Raw genomic sequence first — 18,102 nt, forward strand, 5'->3', positions numbered from 1 at the left:
CGGCGCAGCTAATGCGAGGCCCCACATGGCAGCTGCAGTCCCCTATCCGGCATGGCTACCCCTGCCGCTCCGCGAAGGCTATGGGTTCAAACCCGTCACGCCCCTGCTGACGTCGAGGTTCCAGAGCGGTGCATCGCTGACCCGCCGGCGGTCCACCAGCACGCCCACGATGGTGACTCTGTCGTGGCTGCTGAAGGACCTCACGGCCGCGATGTTCGAGAAGTGGGTGCAGGAGGACCTGGTCGATGGATCGGCCTGGTTCCTCTGCAAGCTGAAAACCCCGCTGGGGGTGGATTACTACCGCGCGCGCTTCACTGCCGACTTCTACAACGGCCCCTACCTGGTCGACGGCAACTTCTGGCGGATCGACGCCACGCTGGAGATCTTCCGGCGGCCGCTGCTGGCGGACGGCTCCACCGCATACCCCGACGCGATCTTCAATGCGGCCATCGTTGATCTGGCGGCGAACAGGGAGTGGCCCGAAGCATGAGCATCCTCGAACGCCTGTATGCCTCGGGTGGCCGCGAGGTCGAGCTGGAGACCTTGGCCATCCAGGTAGGTGCGCAGACCTTCTACCTGACGAAGGGGTGGGACGACATCACGGCCAGGCTGGAGACGGGCGAAACCGTGACGTTCACCGCCTGCGGTATGGACATCGCCAAGCCGGCGCGCAATGCGGATGGCGTGCAGGACCTGCGCTTCGCCATCAGCAACATCTCCGGCGTCGTCAGCAACCAGATCCGCGCGGCGCTGGCCGCCAAGGTGGAGATGGTCGCTACGTTCCGGCTGTACCTCAGCACGGACCTGCTGGCGCCGGCGCAGCGGCCCTTCAGCGTGGTCATCAAGGGCGGCCAGTGGACGGCGACCGAGGTGCAGATCACCGCCGGCTTCATGAACGTGCTGGACACGGAATGGCCGCGCAACCGCTACGTGCTGTCGAAGCATCCCGGCCTGAGGTACATGTGATGGAAATCGATCTGGAGAAGTACCAGGACGTGCGCTGGGTGCGCGGCGGCCGCGCGTTCCCCGAGCTGGACTGCTACGGGGTGGTCAATGAGGTGCGCAGGGACCTGGGGCTGGAGGCATGGCCGGAGCATGCCGGTGCCACGGCCGTGCAGCTGCCGGACCTCGCCGCAGACGCAGCCACCGAGCGCAGCGGAAGCGACCTGCGGCAGGGGGCTGTGGCCTTCTGCTACCAGGGCAGCGTGGTTGAGCACGTGGCGGTGCTGATCGAGGCGGATGGCCGCCTGTGCGCGCTGGAATGCAATGAGCACCACGATGTGACGGTGCTGCCTGTGGCGCGCTTCGAGCGGCGCTTCACCCGAGTGGAGTACTACGCGTGATCCGAATCTATCCGTCGCGCCTGCCGGGCGAGCCGCTGGAGACGCACGCCCACGGCCGGACCACGGTCGAGGGGTGGCTGCGCTCCACGGTGCCCAGCTACACCGCAGCCGGCCCGCACCCGATCGAGGTGGAGGTGGATGGCGTGCCGCTGCCTGCTGATATATGGGCGACCACTTGGGTGGAATCGCAGGCGGACGTGCGCATCTATCCGGTCGCCTACGGCGAGGGCGTGGCTGCGGTCGTGTACTGGGTGGTCGTGGCCGTTGCTGCCGCCTACGCCATCTACATGGCCAGCAACATGCCATCGGGCAACCGGTTTGGCCAGGGTGATTCCCTCAGCCTGGACACCGCGCGAGCGAACAATGCGCGGCTGGGGAGCCCCATCCGTGAGGTGCTGGGGCAGTATCGCGTCTATCCCGACTACCTGGTGCAGCCAGTGTCCCGCTTCGTGGGCGGCAGCAGCTACCAGACCTCCATGTTCGTCTGCGTGGGCCGCGGTCAGCACGTGATCCCCGCCGGCGGGGCGCGCATCGGCAACACCCCGCTCAGCTCGTTCGGTTCCGACGTGCAGATGACCATCTACCCGCCTGGTGCAGACGTAGGTGGTGACGCGCGGTCCGAGAACTGGGTGAACTCTACCGAGGTGGGTGCAACTGCATCAGGCACGGCCGGCCTGGACCTGAGCGACACGGCCGACGTGGTTACCGGCATCAACGCGGACTCGGTGACGGTCTCGGGAAATGTGTTCACCCTGAACAACGCGACCATCACCGGCGCCGACGGCAAGGAACGGCCGGCCACCTCTCTTCCGCTCAGCTGGGTGGTGGGGGCAGTGCTGACGCTGAAGGTGGCGGCCACCTACACCGCGACCACCAGCGGGCTGTTCTCGATCATCTCCGGCAGCACGGTGGCGGAGCTGGCGCCCTACGTGGGCATGCCGGTGCTGCTGACCTACAACGGTGCGGACTATGCGCTGTACGTGGCCACCTATGCTGCTGGCACCCCGGCCATCCCCGGCGTGGGCGGCAGCCCGGCGCGGCTGGTCGGGTCTTCGGCGGCCAGTAGCTTCGACTTCAGCGGCACCCCCGTGACCTTCGGCATCATCTGGCGCGGCATCACCCACAGCGTTGCCCTGGAGGCCAACTACATCACCCTGGGCGTGTTGCTGACGGCAATCAACGACCAGCTGGTGGACAGCGGGCTGGTGGCCACACAGTCCGGCGGCGTGGTGACCATCGCCGAGGCAGAGAGTCCGTATGCCGGTGGCAGCATCACCTTCAGCGGCCTGCCGGCGGCGGTGTTCGGCAGCGCTCCGACCACGACGGCCGGTGTGGCCACGACTGGCGGCACGCCTGCGACGCAGCCGCGTGTGACGCTGGCCTATGACAGCGCGGCCGGCACGGCTTTCGGTGGCCTGCCGCCTGGCACCGTCTCGCTGGCGATGTCGCGCGGCCAGAGCGAGTACCGCATCGCATCGAAGTCAGGGTTCACGCTGACGGTGCAGCGCCTGACCGAGGCTGGCGTGGTCGACACCAGCTGGCCGGGCTGGGCCAGCCGGACGGCCACCGACTACCGCGCCACGGGATTCCAGGAGGGCGAAGAGTGGCTGGGCCCGTTCTTGGTGTGCCCGGACGGGGAGGTGACCGATGCCTTCGAGTACGACCTGAACTTTCCCGGGGGGCTGATCTGGTACACGGACAAGGGTAACAAGCGCACCTTCACCGTGTCGCTGCGGGTGGGCTACCGCGTGTTCGGATCCGGCGCGGCGTGGACTGTGCGCACGCACACCTACACCGGCATGACGGACGACTCTCTGGGGTTCAGCGAGCGGGTTACGCTGGCCACGCCCGGGCAGATTGAGGTCCGCGTGCGGCGTGTCACCGAGCGCGGCGGCAACTCGGCGAAGGACGCCTGCTACTGGCAGGGCCTGCGCGCGCGGTTGGCGCAACGGCCCACGCGCTACGACGACCTGACCACCATCGGACTGACGGTGACCACCGGCACGAAGCTGGCGGCGCAGTCGGATAGGCGGTTCAACGTGATGGCGACGCGGCAGTACGAGGGCAGCACAGCGCGGACGATCAGCGGTGCCATGAAGCACGTGCTGCGGTCCTTGGGCCTGCCTGAGGATCAGATCGACAGCGCCACGCTGGATCATCTTGAGGAGACCTATTGGACGCCGCGCGGGGAGTTCTTCGACTACAGCCCCGAGCAGTCCGGCAGCAGCGCGCTGGACGTGCTGCAGCTGGCCACGCAGGCCGGCATGGGCTACTTCCTGCTCAGCGACGGCATGTGCTCGGCAGGGCGCGAAGGCATCAAGACCTGGCGCGGTGCCATCTCGCCGCAGAGGCAGCTGGAGCCGCTGGCCACGTCGTTCACCGCGCCGGGGCCGGATGACTTCGATGGGGTCGACGTGACCTACATCGATGAGGTGACCTGGGCAGCCGAAACCGTGGAATGCCGCCTGCCGGGCAGTGACACGCCGATGAAGGTCGAGACGTTCGAACTGAAGGGGGTAGGGAACCGAAACAGGGCATACCGGATCGGCATGCGCCGGCTGCTGAAGTATCAGGGCCAGCGGCTGACCTACACCACTAAGACGGAGCTGATGGGCCTGCGGTTCGACTTCGGGGACCGGGTCAAGCTGACAGACGATATCCCCGGCTCCAGCACCACCAGCTGCATGATCTACCACGCCGAGCTGCAGGGCACGCGCGTGCTGATCGAGGTGGGCGAGTACTTGGACTGGAGCCTGGCCGCGCCGCGCTGCTTGATCCGGTTCCAGGACGGCTCGGCGTCGGCAGTGATCGTGCCCACGCGGGTGGATGATCACACCCTGACCATCGCCGCGTCGGCACTGCCGGCGGAGCACTCCTTCAGCACCTGGATCCTCGATGACGCGACCATCGACCCGCCGGAGCTGATCTTCTGCGACAGCTCGCGGGTCGGTTACGACGCAGTGCTTTCCGAGATCACCCCCGGCGACGACGGCTCGGTGGAGATCGCCGCACTGCAGTACGACCCGGCCTTCTACCAGTACGACGACGCGAACGCGCCGTAACACCAACGGAGATACACCAAGATGACGACTCACAACACTGGGAACCCGGTGCCGTCGGCGGCTGTCAAAGATCTGTACGACAACGCGGAGAACTTGGACAGCGGCATCAATGGCGATGCCCCGACCTGGGTTGATCGAAAGGGCCGCACGCGGAAGAGCATGGCCGGGGTCGAACAGGATTTTGCGAAGTTCCTGGCCGATGGCAGCACCATCGAGTTCCCGACGTGGGCGGCGGCGAGCGCTGCGGCTAGCGCAGGGCAGATCCCGCTGAACCGCCAGGTGGCGGTGATCGGTGATGGTGGAACCCACACTGACCCCGTCTCCGGCCTGACCGTGAGCAACAGCGGTCGCTACGTGATGGTTGCTGCCGGGTTGCAGTGGCGGGATGCGGATGTGATGTCGCAGAAGGCCAACCGCTATGAGGTTCGCCCGGCGATCAGCCAAGTCGATCCTCTCACTGATGCGGTGCGCTCTGGCATGTACGACGAACTGATCTCGCGCGCGCCCACCGCCCTGGTTGCGTCCAGCGTTGGCTACTCGTCGTGGACGCAGGCATTCGATGTTGGCACCGATATCGCGGCCGGTGCCAGTTTCGACGGCGTTCGTGCGCAGCTTCAGCTCGTTGCAGGGACCACGCAGCTGCGGGTATCTGTGTGGCGCCGGTCGCTCGCGGTGACCACGCAGGACCGCGCGGGGCCAGGCCTTGCCGGAGATGTGCTGATCTCCCGCAAATCCGTTCCCGTTTCAGATCTTGGACTGACCGTTGGCCTCGCGTCGAGGGTGTGGGTTCCGATCCCGGTGGTGATCGCTGAGGCTGGCTACACCTACCTGGTCACGCTTGATGCGCGCGATGCGTCGGACGCTGCATTGGCCTTGGGTATGGGCTACCTCAGCGCCACCGGTCTGTCTCAGCGGAGGATGGGCTACTACCTCTCTACCCCTTCGGCCGGCTTCTGGAGCAACATGGGCGCGGGATCAGCGCTTGCGTGGAGCCTGGGCGCGGCGCAGCTTGTGAAGTCGGCGGAGCTGGATGCCCGGGCAACCTCGCTGGAAACGTTCAAGGCTGCGATCGATAGGGTGATCCCCAGCGCCCCGCAGACGGTGGCCGCCCTGGCCGGCGAGAGCGCTTTCACCATTCCCACCGGGCGGTATACCTGGGCCATTGGAATCGTCGGTGGACTGGATGTTCCGGCCGGCATCGTGGCTGATGGTGTGAACATCCCGCTGATGGTTGAGGCCAGCACGGCGAAAGTTTCCGTATGGCTGTACTCGCGCCCGCGCGGCGCGGCTTGGGAGGTGCAGTCCCCAGGGTTCAGTGGTGACGTCCTCGTGGCGAGCGCGCAGGGAACTGTGGATGACTTGGGCATCGTGCCCGGCGCGCCGTCGATGGCCACCGTAAACCTGCCGCTCTCGCGCTTCACCGTCGAGGCCGGGACCATGTACTACCTGGTGGTGGAGGCGCAGGACGCTGGCGGAGCGCGCCTGCTTTCTGCGATTACCTACCACAGCGCAGCTGGATTGGCTCCTGATCAGTACCGAAAGTTCTGGCGCAGCGGTCCGGTGTCGTCGTGGTCGAATGGCGCATCTTCGACCACCTACCGATTTGCCTACGACCTGACCCTGACCGGATATCAGCTCGACCAGGACGACAAGGGGGCGGAGGTCTGGCTGGGTGATTCCATCCTTGAGGCGACCGCTCGGTGGCAGGGCGCCGGCCTGCGAGTAAAGTTCACTGCCTCGCGCAGTGGTGGCAAGCGCGCACTGGACACCACCGTAAGTCTGGCGCCGCTCACCGGCGGCAGCGTGACCGATGAGCCGATCACGCTGCGGGCAGCCGGCGGCACTGCAAAGACCTGGAGTTACATGCGGGACCGAGTGGCGCACGCGGCTCTGACGGGGGTGGTGGTCAAGGATGCCGGCACCGGTGGAGTTCTGGGCGTGGAAACCGACTACTGGTCGATTCCGGCGTTGGGCGCCTTCTCCCTGCCCGGCACCAGCGGTGCAGAGAGGGCCGCTCTGGTCAGCTACAGCTGGAAAGCGCGGCGCTACGACCTTGTGGTTTACACCCCCCTTACCGGCGCGGTGTCAGTGGTCACGGGCGTGGAGCGGGTGCGGGACGCCAGTGAGTTTGTGCCGGCTCCTGGCGTTGGGCAGATGGCGCTGTTCGCTGTCGACGTTGAGGCCAGGGTGATTCTGCCCGTCTGGGACAACGCCCCGGAAGGGGTAAAGCGGCAGTCGATGGCGGAGTTCAGTAGTGAGCTGGCGCGCAACCGCAGGCTGCTCATGCCGGTGTTGCGCAAGCTTCGGCAGGGGCTGCCGCTCAAGGTCCTGGCCTACGGCGACAGCAACTTCGCTCAGATGGGTGGTCCCTACAGCCTCGCGGCTGTGCGCTCCTCAGCCAACACCGTATTCCATGACCGCACCAAGGACGTGGGCGGGCTGCTGGCGAATCCGCCGTATGGTGCCGACGTACTGGCCACGGTTCCCGTGTATGACACGGGGGACGGTGCTGGCGCCGTGCACACCCGTTTCGGCATGGTCTGGGAACTGGTGCGCGCCCTGCAGGCGGGGTACGGCAGCAACGTGACGCTGAGCAATCGGAGCATCCCTGGCAGCACCTCAGCCAACGCTACCTATCAGGGGCAGGACACCGTCAGGCTTGCTGCGGCGGTGGCCGACGTGGGTGCCGGCGATCTGGTCCTTGTTGGGTTCGGCCAGAACGAGCTGGGGCAGGCCTCGACCCGGTCAAACATCATCGCGATCTGTCAGGCCTTCCAGGCAGTGGGCGCCGCGGTGGTGGTGGTGGGGTGCTTCCGCCCGAACGCCAACGACCTCAACGCTGTGCACACCTATGGGAACTGGCGGTACACCCAGCGCGCACTGAGGGAAGCGGCATATGCATGTGGGGCGGCGTACATCTCGACCGAGATGCTCTACGACGATGCCGTGGCGGGTGCAATCGGGCTGTCGGCGAACGACTTCAGCGCTGCCACCTTCGATGTGCACCCGGGCCCGCGAGAACACAACTTGCTTGGCAAGCGACTTGCCTCCTGGCTGGACTGAAAAAGCGGGGCCATTCAGGCCCCGCCGCACCCCTACTGGCCGAGCTTCTTCAGCTTCGCCAGGCGCTCCTCGATTTCTTCGTCGATAGAGTCCAGGCCGCCCGGGCCTTCGTTCAGGAGAGAATCGCGCTCATCGAGCAGGTCGTTCTCTTCCTCCAGATCGTCCTCGCCCAGCCCGTCCAAGATCTTATTGATCTCGTCAATACGGGCGTGATTCTCATCAATCTTGGCCGTGTACTCGGCCGGACTGAGCTGATTCTTCAATGCGACGACGCGCTTGATCTCTTTCCGCAGATGGTCAATCTCTGCCTGCAGCTGCTCCGGTGTCTCGCCCATGGTTGTTCCCTCTGGCTGGTTGGAAATCCGTAATGGGAACTCGGTAAGCCTCATTCAAGGGAGGCAGGATTGAGAAGATCCTCGCGGTTGTTCCGAGGCGTGTTCACCGCGCGGCTGACACGGTAGGCCTCCATGGACGGGGGCGTGCTGGCCAGCAGCATGGCCATGGCGTCGTCCGGGCTGGCGGCCATCCAGTCATCGATCTGGCCGGCCTTCAGCCAGACCGGCATGCGGTCGTGAATGTCCGCCGAAACGCCGCTGCTGTCGCCGGTGATGATGGTGAAGGTGCCCAGGTTGCCGTCGGGTAGGAGCGGGCTGCTGTCTTCCCACAGGCCGGCCGCCAGGAGTGGGCGGGCGGCGTGGATGAACCACGGATCCTTCTTCCCGTCCTCGGGACTGACGGACCATTCGTAGTACCCGGCCATAGGGATGACGCAGCGGCGCTTCTTGAACGCCGTGCGGAATGCCGGCTTGGTGGCCACCGTCTCGATGCGGGCATTGATGGTCGAGCCCTGCAGGCCCTTGGCCTTGGCCCAGAACGGCAGCAGGCCCCAGGCCATTCGGGTGACCTGCCGCCCTTCGCCGCGCTCGAGGATGACCGAGGCCCGCTGGGTAGGAGCCAGGTTGTAGCTCGGTTCGATAATGGCCAAGCCGGGGGCGAGGTCAGCCAAGCCGGGCTGGCCAAAGTCGACAACGGGGAGCTGGACGAATCTTCCGCACATGGCTGGAACCTATCCCGATTGGCGTGATGGGGAGGGTAGGAATATGCTCTGGTTCAACGACCGGAGGCTGCATGGGCACCATTGACTCGACTGAGTACCGTCTGACCTGTAAAGGATGCGGGGCGGTGGACGAGCCCGTCGCGCGCGAGCGAGGGGGAGGCAGCTTTTCTGCCGGTAGCTGGAGCGTTCCGGAGTCCGAGGTGTTTTCCCTGAGCCTCGAGAACTCCTATGGCGAGGAGGTCATCAGGTCCGCATCGTGCCCCTGTGGTGGAGAGGTCGAAGTGAAAATAACCCGCACCGGGGCCTGATCGGTTCATACTTCTGGTCGCAGCTTCTGCGACTCGCGGTCGTATCCTCATGGCCATGCTTCCCTCGCTCGGCTACCAAGGCTTCCGCACCGCCCCCATCCCGTCCGGCTGGGTGCAGATGGGCGAGCGCTGGGCGCTGTGGTGGAACGGGCGCGAGGTGGCCAGCGTCACCCCGACCCGCGAGGGTGGCTACCGCCTGCACATGAACGCCTTGAAGATGTGGCAGACCAAGAACGCTCCGGTCGCCAGCATCCGCCAGGGCAAGCGCTTCGCCGAGCGCTGGTGCGCCGCCAGGCTGCTTCCGGATCTGCCGCTGCGAGAGGCGGTCGTCCTCCTGACCGACAAAACTCCCATCAAGCCAAGGCGGCCGCTGCCGGGCCTACCGCCGACACCGGAGCAGCTTCAGCAAGCCGAAAGGCTAAGTGCAGTATCTGCGGCTGCATGTGAGGAGGCAAAGCTAGCGCTCAGTGCATTAGTGCGGAAGTAGAGACTTTTACAACCATTCCTCATTATGATCGGCGTGGGCGGGAAGCCCATCCACATTCAGGGGAATCATGGAACTTAGAAAGGAAATACAGCGCAGCCCGGTTGCTGATGAAGTTCAAGCTCTCATCGCTGTCACAATTCCCATTCTAAAGGGTGTGCTTTTCGCGGTTAAGGCTGAGGCCGTCAACGATGCGGGAGGGCTGGAACGGGTTCTGCTTCGGCAGTTGCCCCGCATCTATCGCCCTGGCGATGGTGATTGCGGTATCAGCTTTGAGTACGCGGTTCACGATGCAATCGCAAATGCAAATCCATCGATACTGGATCGCGTTTCAACCGCGCTGAGAGATCACTGCCGTATTCGAGGAGCAGCTCCCTCGTCCATCCTATTTGGTGCGGAGAAGACCGGCGCAGTCCAGCTCATCCAGACTGCGAGAGAAGTGCTTACTGATGAGAGTCGTCTGCTATCTGGCAGTAGAGGTCAGCCAGTTAAATTGAGGCGCCACATCGATTCGGTCGCTGCTGCGTTTAGGCGAAGCGCAGTTAGAAAGGACCTGCCTGATTCAATCAACGGTCTGTGGAAGGCAGATCTGTTCGTAGGTGATATAGGCCCCGATCAGTGGGTCGGCACAACGGTAAAGATTAATCCCCGGCATCTAGAGGGTGCTCAAGGGCTTAGGCTTGCAATCGTGCCTTCTCAGCAGGGACGGCAGGATCAGATTAGGCGGGACGATCATCGAAATTTGGTCGTGGTGCCACTTCCATACGATGGTTCGTTCATGGAAGTCTTCTATCAAGGCTGGCAAATTGTTCAGCAGTTCATCCACGCTGACGCACGTGTACCGCGGGAAGTTTCGCTCCCCCGACCTGCTGACCGCCAAGTCTGTCGGTTCCTAGAAGAGCGCCGAGATTATCCGATACTGGACGTACTAACGGCACTCATGCCGCTTGCTCAGCCTGAACTCCTTGCAACTCAAGAGGAGGACTTGGACGTCTCGCTGACTCGAGGCCAGGGTAGTGAAACCGGTCTAATTATCGCGCCGGTCGCTGCATGAAAATCGTTGGCGGCAGAGTTTCAACTGCCGCCAATCAGCGGGCCAGCATCTCCATAACTTCGATGCGTCCTCTCAGGCCACCCGCAGCTGCACCACGTTGCCGTCGCGCAGCCGGTCCAGGTAGTCCGCCCACTCCTGCATCATCCGGGCGCGCTCTTCCAGGTGCTTGGTCCGGTTGTAAGCCCGTCCGTCCGGATCCTTGACCATGTGCGACAGCTGGTGCTCGATGATGTCGGGCCGGAAGCCCAGCACCTCGTCCAGGATGGTGCGCGCAGTCGCGCGGAACCCGTGCCCGGTCATCACGTCATCCTCGAACCCCATCTTGCGCAGCGCGGCGTTGATCGTGTTCTCGCTGAGCGGGCGCTTCGGGCTGTTCCGCCCCTGGAACACGAACTGCCCTTTGCCCGTGAGCGGGTGGATCTCGCGGAGGATGGCCAGGGCCTGTTTCGATAGGGGAATCAGGTGCTCCCTACGCCGCTTCATGCGGCCGGCCGGTATCAGCCACTGCCCGGCGTCCAGATCGAACTCCGACCATTCCGCCTTCCGCAGCTCGCCGGGGCGCACGAACACCAGCGGTGCCAGGGCCAATGCCCAGCGTGTGACCTGCCTGCCGCGGTATGCGGGGATGGCGCGCAGCAGCGGCACCAGCTCGCGGGCCTCTGTGATCGCCGCATAGTGGTTCCGTGGCGTCGGCTGCAGCGCGCCGCGCAGGTCGGCGACCGGATTACGCTTGGCCATGCCGCAGGCGATGGCATACCGCATCACCTCCCCGCACTTCTGGATGACCCGGTGCGCCGACTCGATGGCGCCGCGCTTCTCCATCCGCCGGGCGAGGGCAAGGAAGTCAGGTGCCTCCAGCTCGGCCGCCTGCCGGCTGCCGATCCACGGAAGGATGTCGTTCTTCATCCAGGCCTCGACCTTCACCCGGTAGTCGTCGGACCAGATCCGACCATCCATGAACTCGCGCGCGATCGCGCCGAACGTCTGCGCCTCCATGCCGGCCTTCGCCGCGGCGGCTTCCTTCTTCTGCTGGTTCGGGTCCACGCCCTGGGCGAGCAGGCGCCGTGCGTCCTCGCGACGGTTCCGGGCCAGCTGCAGGGGCACCTCGGGGTAGACCCCCAGCGCCAGGCGCTTCTCCTTCCCATCAAAGCGGTACTTCATCCGCCACCAGCGACTGCCGGCCGGGGAGATCTCCAGATAGAGCCCACCGCCGTCGAACAGCTTCTGGGTCTTTCCGGTCGGCTTGGCGCGCCGAATTGCGAGGTCGGAGAGTGGGGGCATCGATCTTGGGGGCATTGGGCGGATGCCCCAAAATATGCCCCCACCGTCTCACCAGCTGCAACGCATTGGACCGGTCTGCACCGTGCAACGAAAAAGGCCGGAAGCCCTGTTATTTCAGGAGTTCCGGCCTTCTGAGTACGTTGCCGCACTGAATAGTGGTGGAGCCAAGGAGGATCGAACTCCTGACCTCGTCATTGCGAACGACGCGCTCTCCCAGCTGAGCTATGGCCCCACGGCAGGGTTTCAGTGTAGCGCTGCCCGGCGGGCTTGCCAAGCGTCGGGCCGGACCGGAACAGCGGCAGCCGTGCAGCCACCACCGTCCCACACTGATTCAGGCCAGGGCCTGGCGTAGCAGGGCGCCCGCGCGCTGTACCGCCACGCCGGTAGAAACAGCCACCCCCTGCAGGTGGATGCAGGCATGGATCATCCCGGGCAGTTGCTCCAGCGTGCAGGCGATACCCTCGGCCTGCAGGCGATGCGCGTACTGCTCGGCTTCGTCGCGCAGCGGGTCGTGCTCGCAGCTGAGTACGGAGGCTGGCGCCAGCCCCTGCAGGTCTGTTGCCTGCGCGGGCGAGGCCAGTGACGGCGGCTGATCCAGATTGCCCAGATAGGCCTGCCAGCAGCGCTGCATCAGTTCGGCGCTGAGGTAGTAGCCCGTGGCGTAGTCGCGGTAGGAATCGCTGCCCATGCCGGCATCCAGCGCCGGGTACAGCAGCAACTGGTGGCACGGTTGCGGCAGGCCGAGATCGCGCAGCAGCAGGCAGCAGGCGGCGGCCAGATTGCCACCGGCGCTGTCGCCGCCGATCGCCAATCGCTGCGGGTCCAGCCCGAGGCGCTCGGCGTTGTCCTGCAGCCACGACCAGGCATCGGCAACGTCGTGCAGCGGCACCGGGAACGGGTGTTCCGGCGCCAACCGATAGCCCACGGCCACAATCACGCAGCCACTGGCATTGGCCAGCGCACGGCAGGGACCGTCATAGACCGCCAACGAGCACTGGAACCAGCCGCCGCCGTGGGCGAACAGCAGGGCCGGCGCTGGTCCGTCGGGCAAACCTTCCGGTGTGTAGAGGCGGACGTCCAGCGCCTGCCCGTCGCGTGCGATCACCGTGTGTTCGATCACATGCGCAACCGGCTGCGGCGCACCCTGCAACTGTGGCAGCGCACTCTCGCTGATCGCCCGCAGTTCGCGCAGCTCCTCCGGCAGCGGATGCGCCGCGACGGCATCGACGAACTGCTGCAGCGCCGGTTCAAGCTGCATGGCGCACCTCCTGCAGGAACGGCAGCAGCTGCGCCAGGAACGCCTGCGGCGCTTCTTCCATGATGAAGTGGCCGCAGCCCGGCACGATGCTGCCGCGCACGTTGTCGGCGTGCGGTTGCAGGGTCAGCATCGGCGCATCGGCGGTGGCGTGCTCGGCGCCGATGGCCAGCACCGGCATCGCCAGCCGGCGCTGTGCACGTTCCTTGTTCTGGCGGATGGTTTCCGGGATCGCGCGGTACCAGGCGAAGCCGGCCCGCAGTGCGCCGGGCCGGCTGTAGGCGGCGATGTAGGTGTCGGCAGCCACCGCGTCACGGCGGTACGACCAGCGGTCGAACATGAACTCCAGGTAGGCGCGTTCGCGGCCACTGATCAGTGCTTCAGGCAGGTCCGCGACCTGGTTGAACATGAAGTGCCAGAGGAAGATGTTGTCGGCCGGGGCAGCGAAGATGCCCGGTTCCGGCGCCAGGCCGGGAATCACCGCTTCGGTAACCGCCAGCTGGCGCACCGCCTGCGGCTGGTCGCTGGCCAGTGCATAGGCAATCCACATACCGATGTCATGTCCGACTACCTGGTAGCGCTCGTGGCCCAGCGCCTGCATGGTCTGGTGCAGGACGGCGGCGGCACTGCCGGTGTCGTAGCCGTGGCTGGGGCGATCGGATTCGCCGATGCCCGGCGGATCGACCGCGATGGCTTCGAAGCCGGCTTCGGCCAGGGCGTGCAGCACATGGCGCCAGGCGTACCAGGTCTGCGGCCAGCCGGGAATCAGCAATACGGGTTCACCATGACCCGCGGACACGCAATGCACGCGCTGGCCGTCGATGCGCAGGTAATGGTGGCGCAGGGGAGCGTCGCCGGCAGCGCCAGCGGAAAGAGAAGTGGTCATGAGGGAGTGCTCCGTTGGGGCTCAGGCGATGCCGAGCATCTGCTGCATCTGCGCGGTGCTGATCGGTGCACCGGCGAAGTCGTCGAAGATCTTGTCGGTGACCGGAATGATGTGGTCGTGGATGAATGCAGCGCCTTCGCGCGCGCCTGCTTCCTGGTCCTTCAGGCAGCACTCCCATTCCAGCGTCGCCCAGCCCTGGTAGTCGTACTGGGCCAGCTTGCAGAAGATCGACTTGAAGTCGACCTGGCCGTCGCCCAGCGAGCGGAAGCGGCCGGCGCGCTCGGTCCAGTCGGCGTAGCCGCCATAGATGCCCTGGCGGCCGCTGGGGCGGAACTCCGCATCCTTGACGTGGAACATGCGGATCAGCGGGTGGTAGATGTCGAGGTACTGCAGGTAGTCGAGCTGCTGCAGCACGAAGTGGCTGGGATCAAACAGGATGCGGCAGCGCTCGTGCTGGCCGACGCGCTCGAAGAAGCGCTCGAAGCTGGTGCCGTCGTGCAGGTCTTCGCTGGGATGGATCTCGTAGCAGAGGTTGATGCCATTGTCCTCGCAGCTGTCGAGAATCGGCCGCCAGCGGCGGGCCAGTTCATCGAAGGCGGCATCGATCAGGCCCGGCGGGCGCTGCGGGAACGGGAACAGGTAGGGCCAGGCGAACGAGCCGGAGAAGGTGCCCATGTCCTGCAACCCAAGACGGCGCGAGGCGCGAGCGGCCAGGTGCAGCTGCTGCTGTGCCCATTCCGTGCGGGCCTGCGGATTGCCGCGCAGTGCTTCCGGCGCGAAGCCATCGCAGAGTTCATCGTAGGCCGGATGCACGGCCACCAGCTGGCCGAGGATGTGGGTGGTCAGCTCACTGACCTGCAGGCCGTGCTCGGCCAGGGTGCCACGGATGTCGTCGCAGTATTCCTGGCTGTCGGCGGCGGTGGCCAGGTCGAACAGGCGTGCATCCCACGCGGGAATCTGCAGCGCCTTGAAACCGTGGCCGGCGGCCCACGCGGCAATGCTGGCAAGTGAGTTGAACGGGGCCTGGTCGCCGGCGAACTGCGCCAGGTGCAGGCTGGGGCCCTTGAGGGTCTGCATGTGTTGCTCCAATTATTTGTCGGTCGACAAAGAATAGGCGCGACTCTCGCGATGGTCAACACCCGCGTTACACTGCGCGCCTCACTGGAGCAGGCAGGCAGATGGCAGGGCGACCGCGCGAATTCGACAGGGACCAGGCGTTGCGCAAGGCGATGCTGCTGTTCTGGCAGCACGGCTATGAAGGCACGTCGATGTCGGCACTGGTCGAAGCACTGGGCATTGCCTCTGCACGCATCTACGCCGCGTTCGGCAGCAAGGAGCAGTTGTTCCGCGAAGCCGTGGCGCTGTACGAAGAAGGCGAGGGCGGTTTCGCGCCGCGCGCGCTGGAGCAGGCAACATTGCGTGAGGCGATCGGTTCGATGCTGCGCGAGGCGGTGATGACCTACACCCGTCGCGGGCGCCCGCATGGTTGCCTGGTGGTGTCCTCGGCCAGCAGCGTGTCGCCCGATGGCGAAGGCGTGCGGGACTGGCTGGCCAGTCATCGTCGCCAGCGCACGGCGGCGATCATCGCGCGGCTGCAGCAGGCGCAGGCCGAGGGGGAGCTGGCCGACGACGCGGCGGTGCAGGCGCTGGGCGACCACTTCGCCACGGTGCTGCATGGCATCTCGGTGCAGGCGCGTGACGGCATCAGCCGCGAGCGCCTGCTGGCGATGGTCGATGTCGCGTTGACCCCGCTGCCCTGAGTCAAGCCTTCAGGGCGTGCGGAATGCCCTGTAACTGTGCCGAAAGCGCTTGTTTCGCCGGGTTTGGGTGCTGCGCAACGAAATCGTAACAGTTTGGGGGATAATGGCCGCTTGCGCAGTTTTCCTCCTTTTTGCCGCCCGGCCCGCGCAGGCCGCTCGGACGCCTCCTCAGAGCATTGCATGCCCTCCCATACCGATTCCCGCCGCCTGTCGGGTCTGTCGTCTTCCCTTGTTTCCTTCCGCCGCCACCCGCTGGCACTGGCCTGTGCCGGTCTGGCCCTGGTCGGCAGCTTCGGCGCCGCCGCGCAGGACAGCGCGCCGACCCCGACCGGCCTGGACACGATCACCGTGACCGCCGAACACCGTGAGCAGAACCTGCAGGAAGTGCCGGTTTCGGTCGGCGTGGTGCAGGGCGAGCGCATGCGCGACTTCACCGCTGGCGGCGACGACACCCTGCTGGCGCTGTCCGGCCGCGTGCCGAGCCTGTATGCGGAAACCACCACCGGCCGTATCTTCCCGCGCTTCTACATCCGCGGCCTGGGCAACATCGACTTCTACCTGGGTGCCTCGCAGCCGGTCTCGATCATCCAGGACGACGTGGTGCTGGAACACGTGGTGCTGAAGTCCAACCCGGTCTTTGACGTGGACCAGGTGGAAGTGCTGCGCGGCCCGCAGGGCTCGCTGTTCGGCCGCAACACCACCGCCGGCATCGTCAAGTTCGACACCCTGAAGCCGACCCAGGACTATACCGGCCGCGTCAGCGCCAGCTACGCCACCTACAACAGCGTGTCGATCGACGGCGGCTTCGGCGGCCCGATCAACGACATCGCCTCGTTCCGCGTGTCGGCCCTGTACCAGCACCGCGACGACTACGTCGACAACACCTACAGGGGCCCGAGCGCCGACGGCACGGTCAGCCCGAAGAAGAACGCCATGGGCGGCTTCGATGACCGCAACGTGCGCGCGCAGCTGCTGCTGACCCCGAGCGACCAGTTCTCGATCCTGGCCTCGGCCCATGCTCGTGATTACGAAGGTACCTCAACCCTCTTCCTGCGCGGTGCGCTGACCAAGGGCTCGAACAAGACCGACGTGCCGCGCGACAAGGTTGCCTACGACGAAGCCGACAACAATCCGCAGGCCTACAAGACCTACGGCGGCTCGGTGAAGGCACGTTACGACTTCGGCGCGATCGACTTCACCTCGATCACCGCCTACGAAACCACCTCCGGCTACAGCCGTGGCGACACCGACGGCGGCGCTGCGGTGAACTTCCCGGTGAACGGCGTGCCGAACGGCTACGGCCAGTCGATGGGCCGCATCCGCGACCTGGACCAGTGGACCCAGGAATTCCGCCTGGCCAGCCATGACGACAGCGCGCTGCAGTGGCAGGCCGGTGCGTTCTACTTCAACGGCAGCGACACCACCGACTTCTACCAGCGCGCCTGGTTCCTGCAGGGCGCGGCACGCAATCCGAACAACTGGGTGCGCCTGCGCAACAAGAACACCTCGTGGGCCGGTTTCGGCCAGCTGAGCTACGCCTTCACCGACAAGTTCACCGTCACCGCCGGCCTGCGCCAGACCAGGGACGAGAAGCACACCCGCCTGCTGAAGACCGCCGACACCGCTGCCGGCGTGGTCACCTACAAGGGCCGCACCGACGTCAAGATGTCCGACACCACCCCGAGCTGGGATCTGAGCGCGATGTATCAGATCACGCCGGACGTGAGCGTCTACGCCAAGGTCGCGCGTGGCTTCCGTGGCCCGACCATCCAGGGTCGTTCGGCAGTGTTCAATGCCGACTTCACCACCGCCGATTCCGAGACGATCCTGTCCTGGGAAGCGGGCGTGAAGAGCAGCCTGTGGGACAACCGCCTGCGCCTGAACGCCACCGCGTTCACCTACACCGTCAACGACATCCAGCTCAACGGCAACGATTCGGACGGCAACGGCGTGCTGTTCAACGCCGACAAGGCCAAGGCCTACGGCTTCGAAGCCGACATGGAGCTGCGCCCGATCCCGAACCTGACCCTGAGCGCCGGCCTGAGCCTGCTGCACAGCGAGATCAAGGACAAGCGCGTCTACGCGCAGGTCTGCGGCCTCAACGGCCAGGTGGTCTGCACCGTCGGCGACCCGACCATCAAGGTCGGTGCCAACACCTTCGCGCAGATCGACGGCAACCCGCTGCCGAACGCGCCGAAGTACAACGTGAACCTGGCTGCCCGCTACGACTTCCCGGTCAGCGACGCCGGCACCATGTTCGTCTCCACCGACTGGAACAAGCAGGGTTACACCAGCTTCGTGCTGTACGACAGCAAGGAGTTCAACTCCAAGGGCGACTTCGAAGGTGGCCTGAAGATCGGCTACTCGGGCAACTACGGTGCCTACGAAGTTGCGCTGTTCGCGCGCAACATCACCAACGAGAAGAACCTCAAGGGTGTGATCGAGAACTACATGGCGGCGGTCTACAACGAACCGCGTACCGTGGGTGTCTCGCTGAACATGAACTGGTAAGGCTCTGGCGCGGTGGCGGGGCCTCCCGCCATCGCACT

Annotated in this window: 15 protein-coding genes and 1 tRNA gene; 9 read left to right on the forward strand and 7 right to left on the reverse strand. The window is 65.5% G+C overall.

The window, feature by feature from the left end; all coding sequences use genetic code 11:
- The first annotated feature begins 25 nt into the window (after positions 1-25).
- The 5 genes from RI032_RS15535 to RI032_RS15555 are packed head-to-tail and all read left to right on the forward strand — an operon-like array spanning position 26 to position 7,468.
- The gene (locus RI032_RS15535) at positions 26-490 is read left to right on the forward strand and encodes a hypothetical protein (RefSeq protein WP_322547269.1); all 465 of its coding nucleotides are present in this window, start codon (positions 26-28) and stop codon (positions 488-490) included.
- The gene (locus RI032_RS15540) at positions 487-966 is read left to right on the forward strand and encodes a DUF1833 family protein (RefSeq protein ID WP_322547270.1); all 480 of its coding nucleotides are present in this window, start codon (positions 487-489) and stop codon (positions 964-966) included. Before RI032_RS15535 ends, RI032_RS15540 begins: the two co-directional genes overlap by 4 nt.
- A complete protein-coding gene (locus RI032_RS15545; RefSeq protein ID WP_322547271.1) occupies positions 966-1,343 on the forward strand; it encodes a nitrite transporter in 378 nt (125 codons plus the stop codon). Before RI032_RS15540 ends, RI032_RS15545 begins: the two co-directional genes overlap by 1 nt.
- Entirely contained in the window at positions 1,340-4,405 is a 3,066-nt protein-coding gene (locus RI032_RS15550) for a host specificity factor TipJ family phage tail protein (protein ID WP_322547272.1), read from the forward strand. The genes RI032_RS15545 and RI032_RS15550 overlap by 4 nt, the downstream gene beginning before the upstream one ends.
- A gap of 21 nt (positions 4,406-4,426) precedes the next feature.
- Positions 4,427-7,468, forward strand: a complete 3,042-nt coding sequence (locus RI032_RS15555) for a hypothetical protein (RefSeq protein ID WP_322547273.1) — start codon at positions 4,427-4,429, stop codon at positions 7,466-7,468.
- A 32-nt stretch (positions 7,469-7,500) separates the two neighbouring features.
- Here RI032_RS15555 and RI032_RS15560 read toward each other — a convergent pair whose 3' ends face one another.
- Both RI032_RS15560 and RI032_RS15565 read right to left on the reverse strand, forming a co-directional pair.
- Positions 7,501-7,803, reverse strand: coding sequence for a hypothetical protein (locus tag RI032_RS15560; protein WP_322547274.1), 303 nt, complete (start codon positions 7,801-7,803; stop codon positions 7,501-7,503).
- 50 nt (positions 7,804-7,853) lie between these two features.
- Positions 7,854-8,525, reverse strand: a complete 672-nt coding sequence (locus RI032_RS15565; protein WP_322547275.1) for an SOS response-associated peptidase — start codon at positions 8,523-8,525, stop codon at positions 7,854-7,856.
- 357 nt (positions 8,526-8,882) lie between these two features.
- Between RI032_RS15565 and RI032_RS15570 the strand changes: the two genes are divergently transcribed.
- Entirely contained in the window at positions 8,883-9,320 is a 438-nt protein-coding gene (locus RI032_RS15570; protein ID WP_425603800.1) for a hypothetical protein, read from the forward strand.
- 67 nt (positions 9,321-9,387) lie between these two features.
- A complete protein-coding gene (locus RI032_RS15575; RefSeq protein ID WP_322547276.1) occupies positions 9,388-10,371 on the forward strand; it encodes a hypothetical protein in 984 nt (327 codons plus the stop codon).
- Between the two features lie 72 nt (positions 10,372-10,443).
- Here the strand turns inward: RI032_RS15575 and RI032_RS15580 are convergent, their stop codons facing one another.
- From RI032_RS15580 to RI032_RS15600, 5 genes are all read right to left on the reverse strand, one after another.
- A complete protein-coding gene (locus tag RI032_RS15580) occupies positions 10,444-11,652 on the reverse strand; it encodes a tyrosine-type recombinase/integrase (RefSeq protein WP_322547277.1) in 1,209 nt (402 codons plus the stop codon).
- A gap of 156 nt (positions 11,653-11,808) precedes the next feature.
- A tRNA-Ala gene (locus RI032_RS15585) sits at positions 11,809-11,884 on the reverse strand.
- A 99-nt stretch (positions 11,885-11,983) separates the two neighbouring features.
- Positions 11,984-12,910 carry an alpha/beta hydrolase gene (locus RI032_RS15590; protein WP_099559648.1) on the reverse strand — a complete coding sequence of 309 codons (927 nt, stop codon included), beginning with the start codon at positions 12,908-12,910 and terminating at the stop codon, positions 11,984-11,986.
- Positions 12,900-13,793 carry an alpha/beta fold hydrolase gene (locus RI032_RS15595; protein ID WP_010486561.1) on the reverse strand — a complete coding sequence of 298 codons (894 nt, stop codon included), beginning with the start codon at positions 13,791-13,793 and terminating at the stop codon, positions 12,900-12,902. The genes RI032_RS15590 and RI032_RS15595 overlap by 11 nt, the downstream gene beginning before the upstream one ends.
- A gap of 21 nt (positions 13,794-13,814) precedes the next feature.
- A complete protein-coding gene (locus tag RI032_RS15600; RefSeq protein ID WP_322547278.1) occupies positions 13,815-14,870 on the reverse strand; it encodes a sugar phosphate isomerase/epimerase family protein in 1,056 nt (351 codons plus the stop codon).
- Positions 14,871-14,971: 101 nt separating this feature from the next.
- Here RI032_RS15600 and RI032_RS15605 point away from each other — a divergent pair, with 101 nt between their 5' ends.
- Positions 14,972-15,553: a TetR/AcrR family transcriptional regulator gene (locus RI032_RS15605; RefSeq protein WP_010486565.1), complete on the forward strand. Its 582-nt coding sequence runs from the start codon at positions 14,972-14,974 to the stop codon at positions 15,551-15,553.
- Positions 15,554-15,733: 180 nt separating this feature from the next.
- Positions 15,734-18,064 carry a TonB-dependent receptor gene (locus RI032_RS15610; RefSeq protein WP_100446290.1) on the forward strand — a complete coding sequence of 777 codons (2,331 nt, stop codon included), beginning with the start codon at positions 15,734-15,736 and terminating at the stop codon, positions 18,062-18,064.
- Positions 18,065-18,102: the final 38 nt, after the last annotated feature.

This window comes from Stenotrophomonas geniculata (genome assembly GCF_034508895.1).
In the GTDB taxonomy this organism is placed as follows: Bacteria; Pseudomonadota; Gammaproteobacteria; order Xanthomonadales; family Xanthomonadaceae; genus Stenotrophomonas; species Stenotrophomonas geniculata.